The organism is Butyricicoccus sp. AM05-1 (genome assembly GCF_003474415.1).
In the GTDB taxonomy this organism is placed as follows: Bacteria; Bacillota; Clostridia; order Oscillospirales; family Butyricicoccaceae; genus Agathobaculum; species Agathobaculum butyriciproducens.
This window is the reverse complement of the sequence record NZ_QUDG01000001.1, coordinates 619,666-639,762: the sequence shown is the minus strand read 5'-3', so window position 1 is coordinate 639,762 and position 20,097 is coordinate 619,666. Positions and strand designations below refer to the sequence as shown.

Here is a 20,097-nt window from a genome sequence, read left to right as displayed (position 1 = left end):
GCGATAATAGTAGGAGTTAGAATCACTCGAATATGAAAGCGAATTTTGCTATGAAACATATCTGTATTGGCATCACGGCGCACGTTGATGCCGGAAAAACCACCCTGTCGGAAGCCATGCTGTACCAGGCGGGTGCGCTGAAAAAATTAGGCCGCGTGGACCATCAGGATGCGTTCCTCGATACGTTTGCGCTCGAGCGCGCGCGCGGCATCACAATTTTCTCCAAGCAGGCGGAGTTCTCCCTGCCGCACACCGAGGTGACACTGCTGGACACGCCCGGGCACGTTGACTTTTCGGCGGAGATGGAACGCACACTGCAGGTGCTCGACTGTGCGGTGCTGGTCATCAGCGGCACGGACGGCGTACAGGCGCACACGGAAACGCTGTGGCGGCTGCTGACGCGTCAGGGAATCCCGACGTTTCTGTTCATCAACAAGATGGATTTGGATGGTGCAGACCGAAATGCACTCCTGCAGGAGTTGAAATCGCGGCTGGACAGCGGCTGTGTTGACTTCACTTCGACGGACACAATGGCAGAGGAGCTTGCCGTGTGCGATGAGGGTCTGCTCGAGCAGTACCTCGAGACAGGAATGGTGGACGACAGCCAGATCGCACAGCTGGTTGCGGAACGAAAAGCGTTCCCGTGCTACTTCGGCTCGGCACTCAAACTGGACGGCGTGGACGCGCTGCTGGATGGTCTGGAACGCTATCTTCCTGCACCGCAGTACGGCGCGGACTTCGGTGCGCGCGTGTTCAAAATCGCGCGTGACGCACAGGGCAACCGCCTGTCATATCTCAAAATCACCGGCGGTGCGCTTTCCGTGCGCGAGCAGCTTTCGGGCGGCGAGGACGGCGGCTGGCAGGAAAAAGTGAGCGGCATCCGCATCTACTCGGGTGAAAAATTCCGCACGGCCGAGCGCGTCGAGAGCGGCATGGTCTGTGCGGTGACAGGACTCACGCACACGCGTCCGGGTATGGGTCTTGGCGCGGAAGCCGGTGCACTGCCGCCGGTGCTCGAGCCGGTTCTCGGCTATCGCGTGTGCCTGCCGGAAGGGTGTGACGCACATGTCATGCTGCGCAACCTGCGCCAGCTTGAGGAGGAGGACCCGCAGCTTCGGGTGGTGTGGAACGAACGGCTCGGTGAGATACACCTGCAGCTAATGGGGGAGGTGCAGCTGGAAATCCTCACCAGCGTTATCGCGGAACGCTTCGGCGTGGATGTGACCTTTGACGAGGGCAGTATCGTCTACCGCGAGACCATCACCGAGCCGGTGATCGGTATCGGCCATTTCGAGCCGCTGCGGCATTACGCCGAGGTGCATCTGCTGCTTGAACCGGCAGAGCGCGGCAGCGGCATTCAGCTGTCAACGGCGTGTCCGACCGATGTGCTCGACCTGAACTGGCAGCGCCTGATTCTGACACATCTGGCGGAAAAACCGCATTTGGGCGTGCTGACCGGTGCACCCATCACGGATGTGAAGATAACCATCCTTGCAGGACGCGCACACGTCAAGCACACGGAGGGCGGCGACTTCCGTGAGGCAACCTACCGCGCCGTCCGCAACGGCCTTATGCGCACGGAAAGCCTGCTGCTTGAGCCGTATTATGCATTTCGGCTGGAGCTGCCGGACGAGTGCGTCGGACGCGCCATGACCGATATTCAGCGAATGAACGGCACGTTTGAGCCTCCGGAACAGGGTGCTCACGGCTCGATTCTGACCGGAACGGCGCCGGTTTCCACCATGCGCAACTACTGGACCGAGGTCGCGGCGTACACCAAGGGACGCGGTCGGCTGTCGTGCACGCCGAACGGCTACGCGCCTTGCCACAACGCGGAGGAAGTCATCTCGGCAGCTGCCTACGACCCGACCGCCGATGTGGAGAATACGCCGGATTCCGTGTTCTGCTCGCACGGTGCAGGCTATGTTGTCAAGTGGAATGAGGTGCCGGAGCACGCGCATATTGATACTTCAAACGTGCTTAAACCTAGGGAAGAAGAGCCGGAACAAGTCCGTCCGGTGCGTTCCTCCGGCACAGGCGGTGGAGACGGCTTCGGCGGCGACGCGGAACTGCGGGCCTTGTTTGAACGCACCTACGGTCCGGTCAAAAACCGCGGCTTTGAAGCCTTTCAGCAGAGCCGTAAAAAGGCCGCGACGCTTGAGCAGCTGTACGTCACCCGCATTCGTGAGGACGATTATCTGCTCGTGGACGGCTACAACATCATCTTCTCGTGGGACGAGCTGCGCGACATTGCCGCCCGTGATGTCAACGCAGCCCGTGAAGCGCTCGTCAACGTGCTGAGCAATTATCAGGGTGTGCGCAGATGCCATCTTATTCTCGTGTTCGATGCCTATAAGGTCAAAGGCGGCACCGGCTCAATTGAGCATCGCGGCGGCATCCATATTGTCTACACCAAGGAGGCCGAAACTGCGGATATGTACATTGAGCAGGCGTCCTACGACCTGTCGCGCAAGCACCGTGTTCGTGTGGCTACCTCGGACGGCATGGAGCAGATGATCATTCTCGGACATGGCGCAGAGCGTATCTCCGCGACCGAGCTGCACTGGGAAGTAGAGCAGGCCAATGAGCATATTGAGGCAATTCTGAAAAAATTGTAAACAAAATCGGTTTGGACTTGAATTCATAGTAAACCTGTGGTATATTAGTGAAAAGGGGAATTTGCAACTATGAAGATTTCAACCAAAGGAAGATATGCGCTTCGTCTGATGATCGACCTGGCGCAGCATGACGCAGGCGGCTACATTCCGCTGCGCGATATTTCCAAGCGACAGCAGATTTCGGCCAAGTATCTGGAGCAGATCGTGGTGCAGCTTTCGCGTGCGGGCTTTGTTATCTCGACGCGAGGCGCACAGGGCGGCTACCAGCTGGCGCGGCATCCTTCGGAGTATACCGTGGGCGATATTCTGCGCATTACCGAAGGCTCTCTTGCACCGGTGGCTTGTTTGGAGCATGAGCCAGTGGATTGTCCTCGTGTAGATGAATGCATTACGCTCAGCTTTTGGCGCGGATTGTATGACGCAATCAATAACTATGTTGATTCGGTCACGCTCGAGGATCTTGTCAATAACGGAACGCTTAATTTTTCCATCTAACGCAAAAAGACAGACGATTTTTCGTCTGTCTTTTTTTCGTTGAGTAATGGAGAATGAACGATGCGGTTTTATCTTCTATGTGCGTGCATGTGGTTTACAGGCGGTGCACCGAGTCGGTGCATCCTACGATATAACGTGATAATATCGTGTAGACAGCAAAAGAAAAAGGGAACGCCCCACAGACATTCCCTTTGCATATAAACTTATGCTCGATGCAGCAGCTTTTTGACACTGAGCAGCATCTCGCGGCTGTTGAGCGCCGCAACCGCGCCGAACAGTGCAATCTGCCAGACGAGCCACAGCGGCGGCTCGAGCAGCATGAGTACGGACTGCACGGCAAGCAAAATCACGGTCAGCGCCAAGCGCGGCACCTTCCAGCGGACCGGCATGAACCGCCGGCTGTCGATCGCACGGTACAGGAACAGAGCCACATAGCTGATGAGCGTTGCCAGCGCCGCACCGGTGCCGCCCATCCGCGGGATGAGCAGGGCGTTCAGACCGATGTTAATGACCGCGGAGAATGCCGTGGACAGGAAGGACGCAACCGTCTTCTTTTCCAGCAGGTACACGCTTTTCTGGAAGCTGGACAGGCAGTTGAAGCCCGCGCCGACCGCCAGAATCGGGATGAACGTCCAGCCGATATAGTAGCTGGGCACGGCGAGAACCGTCATAGCCAGCTTGGCGCACATTACGCCGCCGGACGCGATGATGAACACGATGGACGAGTATGTGTTGCCGACGTTCGAGAAGAACGTGATCTGCTCTTCCTTGGTGTTGTTGTTGACCATGGATATCTGCCATGCATCAACAAAGATGGACGCGACAAGCGCGATCAGCGTCGGCACACGGTAGGCGATCGAGTAGATGGCGCTGACTGCGGTATCCTGCATGGAAGCGAGGAACACCTGATCCGAGAAGCCGATAATATACACGAGAATCGCATCCGGCACGAGCGGCAGCGAGTACGCCAGCATTCCGCGCCACAGGTGCATGTCCAGACGCTTGAGCTTGACGTACTTCCACAAACCGGCAATAATGAACAGGCAAACAGTGGAAAGCGCGTCCGAGCAGATGATGGAGAACACATAGCCGAGGATGTTCCAGCGGAACACCTTCAGGTAGAGGATGTTCAGCATGATGGTGACGAACGTACGGAAAATGCCGTCGATCGCGTACAGGCGGACGTGTCCGAGCGCGCGGATGAACTGGCTGCACACATTCTGCGTGCACGAGGTCAGAACATACAGGTAGATGATCCACTGATACTCAAGCAGTGAGCCGGTAACACCCGCCGAGGTATTATAGTGGATGAGGCTCAGCAGCGGATGGAACGGCAGTGCGATAATGAAGCCGCACAGCACGGTCACGAGCGCAATGGTAAACACACTGCGCTTGTAATACTTGCGCTCAAGTCCGTAGCGGATGACCGCCTGTCCGATGGACAGCGACACCACCGGATACAGAATACTGGTGGTCTTGATGATCAGGTCAGCGACACCCATTTCATCCTGCGTCATCATGCCGGTGTAGAAACGCAGCATGAGGATGACGAGAATCTTGGAACTGAACGTGCCTATCGCAAAGATAAAGGTATTGCCGAGAAGGCGTTTGTATTGATTCATTTTTTGCCCTTTCTCAGCCGGAGTGTGTGGCACTGGTCGGTAACGCGGTCGGTCAGCCATGCAGCGATAATGCCGCACAGCACGCCGATGACCGCTCCGGCCAGTACGTCGGTCGGGTAATGGACGCTGGCATACAGCCGCGAAAACGCAATAGCTGCCGCCAGCAGAAAGGCCAGAAAACCGGTTTTATGGTGGAAGAAGTACAGCGCCGAAGCTGCCGCAAACGAGCTGAGCGTGTGCCCGGACGGAAACGACCACGGGTCCTCCGGAACGAGCAGCGCCGTCAGGTCGGTGTGGGTGACAAATGGACGCGGCCGCATGACAAGGTTCTTGAGGAACACGTTGCCAAGCAGAAAGCCGACACCGAGCGCGATCAGCATCGCCGCACCGGCGCGGCGTGTTCGCCGGAAGAACAGCAGCAGTACGGCAAGCGTAATCCAGACAGCACCGTAGCTGCCCATCAGGGAGAACACCTTCCAGACTGTGTCGGACAGACCACCGCGCCAGTGCTCCGAGATGTACGCGAGAACGCCGTAGTCAACTGAATGCACAATATCGAGCAGAATATCCATTTACCGGAATCGCCGCCTTTCAGGAGATTGGAAGTTGTTTTATGACCGGGGGATGGTCATAAAACAACTTCCCGGTTATTTTTCGGAAGCAGAACGGTCTACCTTGTCCACGATGAGGGCAATCGCCTGGTCACCGGTGACGTTGGTAGCAGTGCCGAAGCTGTCCTGCGAGAAGTGCAGGGCAATGATAAGCTGCTGCATCGGGTCGGTGAAGCCGAGCATCGAGGTGATCAGGCCCAGTGCCGACATAACACCGCCGCCCGGTACACCCGGAGCCGCAACCATGGTAACGCCCAGCATGAATACAAACGGAGCAAACATGGCAAAGGTCGGGGTTATGCCGCTTGCAAGCATGATGCCCATCGAGCCGAGTACGAGGCAGATGGTATCGCCGTTGAGGTTGATGGTAGCGCACAGCGGAACGACAAAGTCGGCAACGTCGTTATTTATATTGTTATTATATGCACAGTTCAGCGCAATCGGAATAGTCGATGCAGAGGACTGGGTGCCGAGTGCGGTAAAGTATGCCGGAGCGGCGTTCTTCATGCTTTTGAAGTGGTTCTTGCGGCAGACAATGCTTGCCAGACCAAACTGAGACAAGATGTACAGCAGCTGCAGCACAATAATGATAGCATACAGGGAAGCGAACATCTTGACGGTAGCCGCCAGACGGCCCTCGGCTGCGATGTTGGCGAACAGACCTGCGATGTGGATCGGGATCAGCGGAATGATAATGCGGCTGAGTACGCCGGTAACGATCTTCTGCAGATCGCGGAAAACGTTCAGCAGGGAATCGCCCTTAAGATTTGCCATGCCGATGCCGATCACGAACGCGAGCACAAGTGCGGTCATAACGCCGAACACCGGGTCAACCGTGATGGAGAACAGCGGCTCGAAGGCGTTGCTCTCGAGTACATCGCCGGTGATGGGCTGAATGATCCCCGGCAGAACGGCCTTGCCGATGAAGAAGGTCAGCAGGCCGGAAATAACGGTTGTGCCGTAGGCCAGCAGCAGGGTCAGACCAAACAGACGGTTGGCCTTCTTGCCAAGCTCTGCCATGCCGACCGTGATGAACGACAGGATAATCAGCGGGATCATGAATGACAGGAAGGTTGAGAACAGCGAGGTAAAGGTTGCCAGCAGGCGGATGATGGCAACGAAGAACCCAGTGTCCGCGATGCCGAACCACTGTCCACACATACCGATGAGGATACCGGCGATGATGCCGATAATCAGTCGAATTAACAGTCCTAATTGTTTCACTTGCATTTACTCCTCTTTTTCACAAAAATTTTAGCATACTAATAATACTATAGCAGAAAAGAGCCGTGATAGCAAGTTAAAGCGACAGATTATGACGGCGTATACCGAATTTATCCGAATTTGTGGTTGCTATCATGAATACAGGGCGCTATAATATAAAGGTATACCTGTCGAATAATGGCGGGTGCATCGAGAATCCAAAGCATATTCCAAGCATAGATTAGTTAAGAGGTATACTCATGGCAGATAAAAGCGCAAACAAACCGAAGAAGGGAGCGCATTTGATCAAAAAGCAGGCCAAAAAGCCGGAAAAACCGGCGCAGGTCATCCGGACGGAAGCGAAGCGGCCGAAGAAGAAACGTCGTGTTCCTATCGGTGTAAAGATTGCCGTCGGCGTTGTCATTGCGGCGGCAGCCGGTGCATTCGGCTATGTGTACTGCTACCCGAATGTTTTTCCGGGCGTGACTGTCGGACCGATCGCGGTCGGGGGCATGAACCGCGATGACGCGGCAAACACCATCGAGGACCAGAGTGCGCCGCTGTACGAGGGCAAGAATGTCACGGTGACGATTTACGGCTCCAACTATGATATTCCGGTCGATAAGGTGCTGAAAAGCGTGGACGGCATCCAGTCCGCCGAGAACGCCTATGAAATAGGCCGCACCGGCAATCCGCTCGAGCGCGTGCGCGATATCATCGGCGCAATGCGCGGCCACAGAGAGGCACAGATTGCGGCAACTGTAGATGAGGAAAGTCTGCGCGGCACGCTCAACGAAATCGCGGACACGGCGCTGACCGAACCGGTCAATCCGACCTGGGAACTGAAGGACAGCAATCTGATCGTGCATTCCGGCAAGCCGGGCGTCAAGTTTGACACGGATGCGGTAGAGCAGGCGCTGACTGATCAGATTCGCCTGATGGACTTTGAGCCGTATGAGGTCTCGACCGATGTGACAGCCGCTCCGGCGATTGACGTTGACAAGATTGCAGCCGACATTATCGGTGACCCGGTCAACGCTACCGTCAGCAAGGAGGACGGCAAGACCATCATCGCCGGCAAGGCAGGCGTGTCGTTCGACACCGATAAGGCCAAGGAGATCATTGGCGACGGCTCGCAAGAGACCTACACCATTCCTGTGACGATCACCCAGCCGTCCATCACGGCAGAGACGCTCAAGGCGAAGCTGTTCCACGATACGCTCGCGCGCACGGCGACCAATCTCGACGAGGGCAACGCACCGCGTACGAACAACATCCGTCTGGCGGCTAAGGCCATCAACGGCACTATCCTCAATCCGGGTGACGAGTTTTCCTATAACGGCACGGTTGGCGAGCGCACAGCCGCACGCGGTTATCAGGAGGCGCATGCCTACTCGGGCGGCAAGATTATTGACGAGTTCGGCGGCGGTGTCTGCCAGCCGTCCTCGACGCTGTACATGGCTGTACTGCGTGCCGATTTGAAGGTGACCGAACGGCATAATCATTCGTTTACCGTGTCCTACACACCGCTCGGCGAGGACGCAACCGTGGATTACGGCAATCTGGATTTCCGGTTCGTCAACAATACGGCGTATCCGGTCAAGATTCTTGCCGAGCAGACCGACGGTCAGATGATCATGACTATTGTCGGCACCAAAACGAGCGACAAGACGGTCACGACCCGCACAGAGGTGCTCGAGACCTATAAGCCGGAGACCGTTACCAAGACGGACAGCTCGATGGAGGCAGGCGACAGCCGCGTGGAGACCTCGGGCATCACGGGCTACTCGACCAAGACCTACAAGCAGATTACTGAAAATGGCAAGACGACCGAGGTGCTGGCCAACAGCTCCACCTATTCCAAGCGGGATGAGGTCGTGTACGTCGGTGAATGATAAAGAAAATGGAGAATTTTATGAACAATTTTACAGCTGAGACCCGCAGACAGCTTAAGCGGGAGCAGAAGGCGCGTGTAATGGAAAACCTTGGCCGGTGTATCGGCATCCAGCTGATGTACCTCGTGCCGTATGTGCTGCTGATGGTGATCCTGTACGTTTCCGTGTTCGGCAGAGCGTTCGCGCTCATCGCAGGCGGTGTTTCTGCGAATGATTACCAGTTGATGGCGGCACTCTCGCGCGGACTGAATACGGTATGGTTGTGCATTGCGCTTATGCTGGCGATCACGGGCCCCCTGCAGTTCGGCCTTATGCACTTTTACATTGGTCTCGCACACGGCGAGGATGTGACGATGGGTATGCTCATGTACCCGTTCACCTCGTTAAAAAGTGTCTGGGCGGGCATCCGTATGGTGTTTACGCTGTGGCTGCGCGGCATTATCTGGTCAATCGTGCCGACCGTCATCTATTCGACAATCGTGTTTGCGGCTGCTATGGCTGTCTCGGATATGGCACAGTATCAGGTGATTGCGGGAGCGCTGCAGGTTGTGTACCTGCTGGTGATGATTCCGATTCGCGTTAAGCTGCAGACTTATAACGCAGGCTGGCTCCTGCTCGCGCAGGATGAGAACCGCAGTGCATGGGCAGCTACGCGTGAGGCTTCATGGGCGTTCCGCGGAAATCTGATGAAGCTGTTTGTGTTCGACCTCAGCTTTATCGGCTGGTATGTACTGATCGCCGTTGTTCTGTGGGGATGTATCCTGCTCGGTACGGTCGGCCTGACTGCGATGAGCACCGGCATGGCGATTGCGGTATTCGCGGCGGCTCTGGTGGCGGCGCTATGCCTGACCGCTGTGCTGAACGGTTTTCTTTCGGCGTATATGGAAAGCTCGTTCGTGCGTGTGTATGAGCATCTGACCGAACCGTCGGCGGAGTTTTATCCGGAAGGGTAAGCATCCTGCCGGGCAACCTGCATTCGTGGAGGTTATGCGGTGATAGCATCAGGCAAACGATAGGATATCATTTAGGAACGTGTGAAAAGCCTCGGAGATGTATGCTCCGAGGCTTGAGGCTGTCGAAAAACTAACTTTTTCCGAGCAGCCTCTCGCTCGAAACCACGCTTTCGAGCGAATCTCGAAGAAAAACCGCGTCCTGCGGACACATTTTTTCTTTCCTTGTATAAATTCCGAGATACACAAGGTGAATTGCCGCATAGCGGCAAGAGAGGGTGGTCTGGACCATGCTCCCGGAATTTATGAATTTGCAAAGCAAATTCGATTGAATGCGTGCTGCCGCACGAAGCATAAAAATCGAATATTGCTTTTTCGACAAGCTGAAGCCTCGGAGATGTATGCTCCGAGGCTTTTTCTATTGTATCGTACCCGCAGATACGCTATAATAAACCTATCTCCGGAAAGAGAGGGAACCCTGATGTTTGAATGGTTTACAGAATTTATGGAATCGCCGCTGGGAAAGCTGATTTCCACGGGAATACTGGCCGTGGCGGTGCTGCTCCTAACGCTGGCGGCGGCCGGACTGGTCAATCGGCTGATGAAAAAGCTGGTTGACCGTCACCGGAAAACGAACAGCAGTATTGCGACCGTCTTAGGATTTGTGCGCTACATAGCGGTTGCTGCGGTGTACTTTGCGGGCGGCATGGTCATCGTAGGCGCGATTCCGGTGCTGTCGAGTGCGGTGCGTACTCTGCTGGCTACCGGCGGTGTGATCGCGGTGGTTGCCGGTCTTGCAGCACAGGAAGCCCTCGGCAGCGTGGTCAGCGGCATGATGATCCTCGCATTCAAGCCGTTTAAGATGGGCGATGTCGTGCGCTATGTCGATAATGACATCACCGGCTGCGTTGAGGAGATCACGCTGCACCATACTGCGGTCCGCACGTTCGAGAACAAGCGCGTCATCATCCCAAACAGCAAGATGAACAGTGCCATCATCGAGAACGCCGACTATGCGGACAGCAAGGTCTGCGTGTTCCTGACAGTGGGGATTACCTACGAAAGCGACCTCAAAAAAGCCAAAGAGCTGCTCGCCCGCGAGGTGCGGAAGCAGCCGGCCTTCCTCGATATTCGCACCGAGCAGCAGAAAAAGGACGGTGTGCCCGATGCGCCGGTCGTTGTGCTTGAGCTGGCGGATTCCGCGGTTGTTCTGCGTGCATCGCTGTGGGCGAAGGATAACGCCACCGCATTCGCACTGAAGTGCGCCGTGCTCGAGGGCATTAAGCTCACCTATGACGCGGAAGGCATTGATATTGCATATCCGCACATGCAGGTCGTAAAAAGTGAGAAATGAGGAGGCAGAAGTGAGGAGCGGACGATGGTTTCCCGTGTTGTCGGGCGGTCGGTGGTCTCCTGCGCAGCGGTAAACCGCAATCGAAACTCCTGTCTCCTGCCTGTAAGAAATCGCAAGATATTGTAAGACATCCATCCGCATTCCTTTTATAATATGGTCAAAGAGCAAAGGGAGGAACATAAGATGAAGAAATTACGCGTTGGTGTAATCGGCATTGGCGACATCAGCAATGTTTACCTGAACAATCTGAAAAAGTATGACGCAGTCGAGGTGGTGGCGTGTGCCTCACGCGGACTGGAGAAGGCACAGCGAAAGGCGGCAGAGCACGATATTCCCAAGGCATATGCCTCCGGTATGGAGCTGATCGCTGACCCGGATATTGACATTATCCTCAATCTGACGACACCGCAGGCACATTATGAGTATAATCTGGCAGCCTTGAAGGCGGGCAAGCATGTCTACACGGAGAAGCCGCTGGCGATGACGTTTGAGCAGGGCAGGGAACTGGTTTCGCTTGCTAAGGAGAAGGGACTGCTGATTGGCTGCGCGCCGGACACCTTCCTCGGCGGTCGCTTGCAGAACATCCGCGAGCTGATCGACAGCGGCAGACTGGGCCGCATCACGGGCGGCGGTGCGTGGTTTGTCGGTCACGGGCACGAGTTCCACCATCCGGCTCCGGCATTCTTCTATCAGCCGGGTGCGGGTCCGCTGTACGATATGGGGCCGTACTACGTCACCGCGCTGCTCAGCCTGCTCGGCCCGGTAAAGCGCGTCTGCGCAATGGCCACCAAGGCAGGGGAGACGCGAACTGTGCCGTCCGGCCCGAGCAAGGGACAGGTGCTGCCGGTGGACGTGGATACTCATATCAACGCGATTCTCGAGTTTGTGTGCGGGGCACAGGTGACGCTGACCTGCAGTTTTGACGTCTGGGATTCCGAGCTGCCGCGCATGGAGATTTACGGTACTGAGGGCACGGTGCTCATTGATGAAAAGGATCCGATTTCCGGTCCCAACCTGTTCGGCGGCGATACGCTCATGCGCACGCCCGACCAGTACCGCTGGGCGGATGCCGAACGCCGTCCGGAGAACGTAAACGCGCCGTGGCCGGTCGTGCCGAACAGCCATCCGTATAATTCGGTCAGCCACGCCGAGAACCCGCGCGGTATCGGTCTGGTGGATCTCGTCTACGCGCTCGAGGAGGGCCGCAAGCCGCGTGCCTCCGGCGAGATGGCGCTGCATTCGCTTGAGGTGATGGAGTGCATCCTCAAGAGTGCGCATGAGCACGTCTTCTGTGAGCCAACAACTACATTTGAGCAGCCGAAGCCGCTTGATTGGCTGTAATTGAAGTAAAAGCCCGAGAAGGATTTTCCGTTCTCCATTGCACCGCATGTCTACCTGAAAAAGACACCCCCGGGTGTCTTTTTTATTCCGCAAGTCCCATCGTGCCGTTGCCTTCGGTGGTGATGCAGGTCAGATCATCACGGACATACAGCACGACATCAGGCTGATATTTTGCGATATAGTCGAGGATATTCTCGCCGTCATAGTGGCGGTAATCCAGGCTGTGCATTTCATCGCACGAGGTATACAGGATGCCCTCCAAGGGGTTGGTGAACGAATCGCCGATGACAAGCACACGCGGCAGGCCGGGACGGTTTGTCTTAATAATGGTTTCGCCGATGTCACCGCCCATGTAGTAATCATACACGTTGTTGAAATTTTCGTTGACCACCGTGCTGGCAACCGGCTTGCCATTATCCGTGCGGGTGAAGGACACAGGCGTGCCAAGCGTAAAGCGGTACAGCTTGTCATCTGTGGGGTACTCGCCGAGCAGCTTGCGGGAACGGGAGCCGAGAAACTGCCGTTCGATTGGCTCGATGGTCACATCGGTGGTGACAGGCGTGTCTATGCCGAGCGTCTGCAAGTGCTCCATGGTGCGCAGATAGGTCTCATATGCGCCGTAAAAGTTGTAGTGATGGTCGGTTTTGCTGTAATATTTCTCCGGATCGGTACAGAGATAGTCCGCCATGTTCAGGCAGTCAATGCCGCGTGCATCCAGTCCGGCGAGGAAGTCCGTGCGCATGGAATCATCCGTGTAGGTGCCGGACGTGAGGTACGACGGATACTTGTACCGCAAAGCACTGCTCTGCTCGGGAATGGACAGATAGACAAACCTTGCACCGACAGTCTCACACGCCGTGTTTACCTGCGAGAGCGCATCCAGTACGGTCTGCATGTCCTCATGGTCGTAATCGGTGCGCGGCTTGCCGTGATAGGGCAGCAGCGTATCACCCGCGATAACCGTGTTGCTGACGACCGGATTATGCAGCGCAAGCTCCTTGCGGATGTTCAGCCGCAGCAGCGGAACACGGCAGGCAAAGTGGTCACTGATATAGGTCTCTACATCGGAGAAAAACGTGCCGTCCAGCACGGTCTCGACGCTCGGCACCGGAAAGACCGCCAGCCTGCGGTTTTCGTAAAACGAGCCTTTTTCCTTCGGACTGAATACGCTGACAGCCGAAAAAACGGCCAGCGTACCGCAGAACAGCACGGTTTTGACAATATGCTTCGCGTTTTTCATGTCTCAGCCCTCCTCAGAAGCGGAAGTAGATAAATGGGTTGTAGCTGCTGGCGAGCAGGCGCATCAGGCACAGTGTGAACAGGACAGCCAGCACCGGAAACTCCAGTACACGCCATACACGGGAGGCCTTGAGACGCGGGAATACCGGTGCGGACAATACAACACCGAACAGCAGGTAGGGCCAGAACCGCAGCAGATATTCGATTACGAATCGGTTGAGCGGCACCGCCGAGGTGAACATACTGCCGAGGTACTGCACCGCCAGTCCCATCGAATCGCTGCGGAAGAACACCCAGCCGATGACGATAAAAAACAGCGCATAGACATGCTGCAGCACGGACGGCAGGCGCGTAATCCATCCGGCGAGGAATTTCTTTTCCAGAATGAGCAGGATACCGAAGTACAGACCCCATGCCATAAACGTCCAGTTGGCACCGTGCCAGAAGCCGGTCAGGGTCCATACGGCAAGCAGATTGAAAATGTGCCGTGCGGGCGAGCACCGGTTGCCGCCCAGCGGAATGTACACATAGTCGCGGAACCAGGTGGACAGCGAGATATGCCAGCGGCGCCAGAACTCGGTGACCGACTTGCTGATGTACGGATAGTTGAAGTTTTCGAGAAACTCGAAGCCGAACATTTTGCCGAGACCGATCGCCATATCCGAGTAGCCGGAGAAATCGAAGTAAATCTGCAGCGTGTAGCCAATCGCGCCCATCCACGCACCGGCGGCAGACAGCTCGTTCGGTGCATATTTGAATACGCCGTCCGCAATCCGCGCGAACACATTGGACAGCAGTACCTTTTTGCTGAGACCGAACAGGAAGCGGCTGATACCCTCGGAGAACTGCGCAAACGAGTGTTTTCGCACGGCAAGCTGCACGTTGACATCGTGGTAACGTACGATCGGGCCTGCAATCAGCTGCGGAAACATGGAAACGTACAGCGCCAGCGAAAACGGGTCGTGCTGCGGCGGAACCTCCCGGCGGTATACGTCAATGACGTAGCTGAGCGCCTGAAACGTGTAAAACGAGATGCCGATCGGCATGACAATGCCTGTCACCGGAATACTCAGTCCAAGCAGACTGTCCGCCGTACTAATGAAGAAATTCAGATACTTGAACACACCCAGCAGGCTCAGATTGGCGATAACGCACAAAATGAGCAGTGGTTTTCTGTATGCACTGCGCATGGACAGACCAAACAGGTAGTTCATCAGTATCGAAAAAATTAGCATGCCGATCAGCCTTGGCTCTCCGTAGAAATAAAAGAACAGGCTGAATAAAAGCAGCACCGCATTCCGCACACGGATAAATTTCTGCGGCACGATATAATAGCAGAACAGCGCCGCAGGTAAAAAGAAAAATAGAAAAATCAGACTGCTGAAAACCATGTAGCAAACATCCCTGTATGGTAAAATTGCTGTCAGAAAGGCAAAACAACCGACAAAAAGCACCTTTAGTTTACCATGTTCTGCGCGGATTTGCAATCATGCATCAGATCGCTGCATCGTTTCTGAATTGTTGTTTACTTTTTCCAAGGACTATGCTATATTAAGGATAAGCTATTGGCTGTTTCGATTAAAAGGAGGAAGACAATATGAAAAAGATGAGAATCGCACTGGCATCCATGCTGGTTGCTGCCGGTATTACGGCAACAGCCGGTGCGGCGAACTTCACAAACTGTGCGGACCGCCTGAAGGACGTGGGACTGTTTCAGGGCACTAATCAGGGTTACCAGCTTGACAAGGCACCCACCCGTGCCGAGGCTTCGGCAATGCTGGTCCGTCTGCTGGGCAAGGAGGCTGAGGCGGAAAAGCTGACCTACACCGCACCGTTTACCGATCTGAAGGGCTGGGAAAAGCCGTATGTGCAGTACCTGTACGATAACGGCCTTGCCAACGGCATGAGTGAGACTGCCTATAACCCGACCGGCAAGTGCTCTGCACAGATGTATACCACGTTCCTGCTGCGCGCACTCGGCTACTCGGATGCCAAGGGCGATTTTACCTATGCCAAAGCACTGGATTTCGGTGAGCAGGTTGGCCTGGTGGACGATGTCAATTGCAGCACCAAGAATTTCCTGCGTGACAACGTAGTTGCAATGAGCCTGACCGCGCTTGATACCGATGTCAAGGGCAGTGACAGCATTCTGCTCGATAAGCTGGTTGCAGACGGTGCGGTTGACAAGACCAAGGCTGCTTCTCTGGGCGCATTTTTCGCAGACGCGGACACATTCAACACCGCTGCGAAGAACACCTCGGCGGAGTCCAAGATGGCTATGGATATGAACATCAAGGCAAGCGTTAAACTCGGCACCACCAAGCTGCTCGATATGTCCATGCCGATGACGATTAAGGCCGATATGAACCTCAAGGAGCTGGACAAGTCCGTGATGGCATTTGGCGGCAAGCTGAACATGACGATCGACCCGTCTTTGGCGAACGGCGGCGATACCAGTATTTCGCAGGATATTAACTATTACTTCACCAATGGCACTTACTACATGGATATGGGTGCACAGGGCAAGTACAAAATGGCGATGTCCTTTGATGATGTGCTGAACGGCATGGAGATTTCTGCTATGAACAGTTCTGTTCCGGTCAGCGCGATCGAGAGCATTACCAAGGGCAGCGGCGGTATGACCGTTAAGTACAACATGAACAGTGTCTTCAGTTCCGACCTGTTTGACGAGCTGCTCGGCGGCATGCTGGACGGTGTTTCCATCAAAACCCGCGATATGAATGTTACCGCGAAGGCAGTCAATGGCATGCTTACCGATACCGCGATTTCCGGTACGGTTGATATTACAGCAGAGGGCGAGACCATCAGCGCAACTCTGAACGCAGCCGCTAAGGTAACCGCTACCGGCGATGCGGTTAAGATTACGCTGCCGACCGATCTGAGCAGCTATGTCGATCTGCCGACCGAGATTAACTGACGGCTTGACAATTCCGCATCTTTTATGATAAACTTATCTCACTAAAATTTGTGTGGATTTTTACAGCATCTCAAGATGTTCTTTTTCGCCGCACGACCGGGATTCCGGTCGTGCGGTTTTTTATTTGCACAAAAGGGAGGAACCGAACGTGAACCAACGCTTTATGCGGGAAAAGCCGATACTGCCGCTGCTGCTCTCAATGGCGCTGCCGATGGTGGTTTCCATGCTGGTGAACTCGCTGTACAACATCATCGACAGCCTGTTTGTTGCAAAAATAGGGGAGGACGCGATAACAGCGCTGTCACTGGTCTATCCGGTGCAGAATTTGATAAACGCGCTCGCTATCGGCTTCGGCGTGGGCATTAACGCAGTGATTTCGTATCATCTCGGTGCCGGTGAGCTCGACAAGGCGGACGCGGCGGCGACGCGCGGTATTGCGTGCTCGGTTATCCACGGCGTAGTGAGCATGATCGTGTGCATCACCGTTATGCCGCGTTTCCTGCGGCTGTTCACGGATTCTGAGCAGGTAGCGGAGATGGGTACGCAGTACGCGTCTATTGCGTTCGCGTTCTCGGTGATTATCATGGTCGGTCTCGCGTTCGAGAAGATTTATCAGGCGATGGGCCGCATGCAGGTGACCATGACGGCGCTGTTGTTCGGCTGCGTAACAAATATCGTGCTGGACCCGCTGCTCATCTTCGGTATCGGGCCGTTCCCGCGGCTCGGCATGCGCGGCGCGGCGCTCGCCACCGGCATCGGCCAGCTGGTAACGCTGGCATTCTATCTGGTGATATATCGGCTGCAGCCGGTGTCCGTGCATATCACACGCAAGGGGCTGCACGGCGCTCGAGGCATCACGGCACGGCTGTATGCAGTCGGCATTCCGGCAGCACTCAATCTGGCGCTGCCGTCATTGCTCATCTCGTGTCTGAATGCGCTGCTGGCGGGGTTCAGTCAGGCATATGTGGTCGTGCTCGGCATCTATTACAAGTTGCAGACCTTCCTGTATCTGCCTGCGAGCGGCATTATTCAGGGGATGCGTCCGGTGATCGGTTACAACTACGGTGCGGGTGAGCGGGAACGCGTCAGCCGTATTTTTCAGGTAGCGCTTGCGCTGTGTGCGTGCATTATGATGATCGGCACGGTGCTGTGTCTGGCGTTCGCGTCTCCGCTGATGGCGCTTTTCACCGAAAATATCCGGACGGTGGTCATCGGTGCACATGCGCTGCGCATTATCTGTGTGGGATTTCTTGTTTCGGCGGTTTCGGTTACGGCATCCGGCGCACTGGAAGGACTCGGAAAGGGTACGGCGTCACTCGTGATTTCGCTGTGCCGGTATACCGTGGTCATTCTGCCGATCGCGGTCGTGCTGTGTAGGATTATGGGCGCGAATGGCGTCTGGCATGCGTTCTGGGTGACGGAGTTTATCTCGGCAGGAGTGGCATTGGTCGCTTGGAAGCGAGTATAACTGCGCTGACGCCGCGCCCGCGCGGTGGGCAAGAGGGTAGACACCTACGGTTTCTACCCTGTTTGTTTCGCAACATAATCCGTAGGTGCCGTGCGTTACAACGTGCCAAGGATTTGCGCGACACTGTTATGTCGCGCCTGCGGAGACAAAACCGCCTGTGTAGCAGTACGGTCTCCGACACTGCGAACAGGTTGCTTAAGAGGACGGACTCCGAAGGTAGTTCGTCCGTAGCAGAGAAAAATCTTCTGTCGTTCCTCTATTTCGCAGCGGTCGCCGGTCTCTGATTTGCGCCAGACTAAGAAATAAGGGAAAGGTAGGAGTTCAAAGAGGAAGGGAAACCGCAGGTGTCCCTTCCTTTTTGCCCCCGCGGCGGGCGCCGCAACGTCCCGCCGTCCGCAGACGGCGAATCCCCCGCTGAGGTTCAGCGAAAAACTTCCCGCCCGTTAGGGGCGAACACGCTTGCGCAGTTCGAGCACCCCGGTCAGTCGGTGCCGAAAAAGAAGCTGCCCGGATAGGGCGAACCCACCTGCGCAGTTCGGCCTCGGTCAATCGGTGCAGGGAAACAACAGCTTTCCTATTGACACAGTAGGCATTCCCCGCTATACTTATAATTAAGCGAAAAACTGCACGAAAGGGAGAAAAAACTTGCTCAATCAATTTTCGAGAACCGAGCTGCTGCTTGGCAAGCAGGGCATGGAGCGCCTGTACAACGCGCGTGTTGCGGTGTTCGGCATCGGCGGTGTAGGCGGCTACACGGTAGAAGCGCTTGCGCGTTCGGGTGTCGGTACACTTGACCTCATCGACGATGATAAGGTGTGCCTGACCAACATCAATCGCCAGATCATCGCTACCCGCAAGACGGTCGGTCAATACAAGGTAGAGGCCGCCGCCGAGCGTATTCACGATATCAATCCGGACTGCAAGGTCAACATTTACAAAACCTTTTACACGCCTGAGACCGCTCCTCAGTTTGATTTCACCCAATATGACTATGTTGTAGACGCCATCGACACCGTAACCGGCAAGCTCGAGCTGATCGAGCAGGCAACCAAGGCCGGTACGCGCATCATCAGCTGCATGGGTGCGGGCAACAAGATTCACGCCGACAAGCTGGAAGTGACGGATATTTATAAGACCTCCGGCTGTCCGCTCGCGCGTGTTATGCGCTACGAGCTGCGCAAGCGCCGCATCCGCAAGCTCAAGGTCGTGTACTCCAAGGAGCCGGCTATGACGCCCATCGACGATATGGCGATCGGCTGCCGCCAGAACTGCATCTGCCCGCCGGGCACTGCTAGAAAATGCACACAGCGCCGACAGGTTCCGGGCAGCACTGCGTTTGTGCCTGCTGTTGCGGGTCTTATCATCGCAGGTGAAGTTGTTCAGGACCTGACCGGCGTGGAAAATAAAGGATAACGCAGGCAAAAACCGTCATCTCAAATGCAGAGATGACGGTTTTTTTACTCTTTGACAATATTTGCAGCCAATGTCGCGTCAAACTCCGGCCAGCACCGCTTGAGGATAGCCGGTTTGCCCTCGGCGTTGATAAAGCAATGGCGGCTGTCGCCGGTACAGCGCAGCGTGCCGGTCGCCTTGTCGTAGACATCATAGTGCAGCGTCATGCGTACGCCGTTGTACTGCGTGATAGATGCTTCGATTCGCACTGTTTCGCCGAATTTCGACATGGTTTTGTACTGGCAGGAGACCTCCAGCACCGGACCGCTGTAACCGGCCTCTTCAATGCGGTCGTAGCCGAAGCCGAGCTGCTCGAGCAGATCCACGCGCGCCTCCTCGAACCAGCGGATGTAGTTCGAGTGGTGGACGATGCCCATGCCATCGGTTTCATAGTATTGGACTTTGTGCTCACAGGGGTTCATAAAAACACCTCGTTATTGGAAGAAAGTGAGTTGCGAAGTTTTTGGATTGCAAGTTTGTTCTTTGGCGTTAAAGAATATTTGGATAGATCATGAAAAGACAATTCATAGGAGCTGTTATAGAAACCACGCTCTGTATAAATTTCTGTTGTAGGTGCTCCTGTTATAAATAATCAAGATTATTGTAGGAAACGGCACAAAGATGTGAACAAAATGAGTCGTTTGCATATATAAAGATCAAGCATTCGTGACTATTGACAGGATCAAACTCGGTTCGATATACACCGAAAGAAAGTCCATTTCGCTGGCAAATATGAGCAAGATGACAATCGAACTGTGCGAGATCGGCAGTCTCTAATATAATTGGGGAAAATGCAGGAGTATCTCGAAGAATTTGCCGTCAATATGGGGATAAACTGATATATCCTAAAATGTCTTGCATGATGCGCTTATAGTATTTTTTAATCGTTTTTCATATTGTATTTATTGATA

15 protein-coding genes are annotated in these 20,097 nt (G+C 55.1%); 9 read left to right on the top strand and 6 right to left on the bottom strand.

The window, feature by feature from the left end; translation table 11 throughout:
* Positions 1 to 50 precede the first annotated feature (50 nt).
* Both DW088_RS03550 and DW088_RS03545 read left to right on the top strand, forming a co-directional pair.
* A complete protein-coding gene (locus DW088_RS03550) occupies positions 51 to 2,618 on the top strand; it encodes a translation factor GTPase family protein (RefSeq protein WP_118359678.1) in 2,568 nt (855 codons plus the stop codon).
* A 69-nt stretch (positions 2,619 to 2,687) separates the two neighbouring features.
* Complete coding sequence (locus tag DW088_RS03545) at positions 2,688 to 3,113, top strand: RrF2 family transcriptional regulator (protein WP_110436718.1); 426 nt, start codon at positions 2,688 to 2,690, stop codon at positions 3,111 to 3,113.
* Positions 3,114 to 3,316: 203 nt separating this feature from the next.
* Here the strand turns inward: DW088_RS03545 and DW088_RS03540 are convergent, their stop codons facing one another.
* From DW088_RS03540 to DW088_RS03530, 3 genes are all read right to left on the bottom strand, one after another.
* Positions 3,317 to 4,735: a lipopolysaccharide biosynthesis protein gene (locus DW088_RS03540; protein ID WP_158574598.1), complete on the bottom strand. Its 1,419-nt coding sequence runs from the start codon at positions 4,733 to 4,735 to the stop codon at positions 3,317 to 3,319.
* Positions 4,732 to 5,307, bottom strand: coding sequence for a phosphatase PAP2 family protein (locus DW088_RS03535; protein WP_118359676.1), 576 nt, complete (start codon positions 5,305 to 5,307; stop codon positions 4,732 to 4,734). Before DW088_RS03535 ends, DW088_RS03540 begins: the two co-directional genes overlap by 4 nt.
* A 75-nt stretch (positions 5,308 to 5,382) precedes the next feature.
* Complete coding sequence (locus DW088_RS03530; RefSeq protein WP_199720398.1) at positions 5,383 to 6,570, bottom strand: cation:dicarboxylate symporter family transporter; 1,188 nt, start codon at positions 6,568 to 6,570, stop codon at positions 5,383 to 5,385.
* A 239-nt stretch (positions 6,571 to 6,809) separates the two neighbouring features.
* Between DW088_RS03530 and DW088_RS03525 the strand changes: the two genes are divergently transcribed.
* From DW088_RS03525 to DW088_RS03510, 4 genes are all read left to right on the top strand, one after another.
* A complete protein-coding gene (locus tag DW088_RS03525; protein ID WP_118359527.1) occupies positions 6,810 to 8,444 on the top strand; it encodes a VanW family protein in 1,635 nt (544 codons plus the stop codon).
* Positions 8,445 to 8,464: 20 nt separating this feature from the next.
* Positions 8,465 to 9,397, top strand: coding sequence for a DUF975 family protein (locus DW088_RS03520; RefSeq protein WP_158574597.1), 933 nt, complete (start codon positions 8,465 to 8,467; stop codon positions 9,395 to 9,397).
* A gap of 478 nt (positions 9,398 to 9,875) precedes the next feature.
* Positions 9,876 to 10,748, top strand: a complete 873-nt coding sequence (locus DW088_RS03515; protein WP_158574596.1) for a mechanosensitive ion channel family protein — start codon at positions 9,876 to 9,878, stop codon at positions 10,746 to 10,748.
* A 183-nt stretch (positions 10,749 to 10,931) separates the two neighbouring features.
* Positions 10,932 to 12,089 (top strand): Gfo/Idh/MocA family protein, encoded by a 1,158-nt coding sequence (locus DW088_RS03510; protein ID WP_118359521.1) that lies wholly within the window; start codon positions 10,932 to 10,934, stop codon positions 12,087 to 12,089.
* Positions 12,090 to 12,171: 82 nt separating this feature from the next.
* On the opposite strand, the gene DW088_RS03505 is transcribed toward DW088_RS03510, so the two are convergent.
* Positions 12,172 to 13,329, bottom strand: a complete 1,158-nt coding sequence (locus DW088_RS03505) for a DHHW family protein (RefSeq protein ID WP_118359519.1) — start codon at positions 13,327 to 13,329, stop codon at positions 12,172 to 12,174.
* Between the two features lie 13 nt (positions 13,330 to 13,342).
* Positions 13,343 to 14,719 carry an MBOAT family O-acyltransferase gene (locus DW088_RS03500; RefSeq protein WP_118359517.1) on the bottom strand — a complete coding sequence of 459 codons (1,377 nt, stop codon included), beginning with the start codon at positions 14,717 to 14,719 and terminating at the stop codon, positions 13,343 to 13,345.
* A 206-nt stretch (positions 14,720 to 14,925) separates the two neighbouring features.
* Between DW088_RS03500 and DW088_RS03495 the strand changes: the two genes are divergently transcribed.
* The 3 genes from DW088_RS03495 to DW088_RS03485 all read left to right on the top strand — a co-directional run bounded on the left by DW088_RS03495 (position 14,926) and on the right by DW088_RS03485 (position 19,147).
* Complete coding sequence (locus tag DW088_RS03495) at positions 14,926 to 16,266, top strand: S-layer homology domain-containing protein (protein ID WP_118359515.1); 1,341 nt, start codon at positions 14,926 to 14,928, stop codon at positions 16,264 to 16,266.
* A 148-nt stretch (positions 16,267 to 16,414) separates the two neighbouring features.
* A complete protein-coding gene (locus tag DW088_RS03490; RefSeq protein ID WP_118359513.1) occupies positions 16,415 to 17,734 on the top strand; it encodes an MATE family efflux transporter in 1,320 nt (439 codons plus the stop codon).
* A gap of 645 nt (positions 17,735 to 18,379) precedes the next feature.
* Positions 18,380 to 19,147, top strand: coding sequence for a tRNA threonylcarbamoyladenosine dehydratase (locus DW088_RS03485; RefSeq protein WP_118359511.1), 768 nt, complete (start codon positions 18,380 to 18,382; stop codon positions 19,145 to 19,147).
* A gap of 44 nt (positions 19,148 to 19,191) precedes the next feature.
* Here DW088_RS03485 and DW088_RS03480 read toward each other — a convergent pair whose 3' ends face one another.
* Positions 19,192 to 19,608, bottom strand: a complete 417-nt coding sequence (locus DW088_RS03480) for an acyl-CoA thioesterase (protein WP_118359509.1) — start codon at positions 19,606 to 19,608, stop codon at positions 19,192 to 19,194.
* Between the last annotated feature and the right edge of the window lie 489 nt (positions 19,609 to 20,097).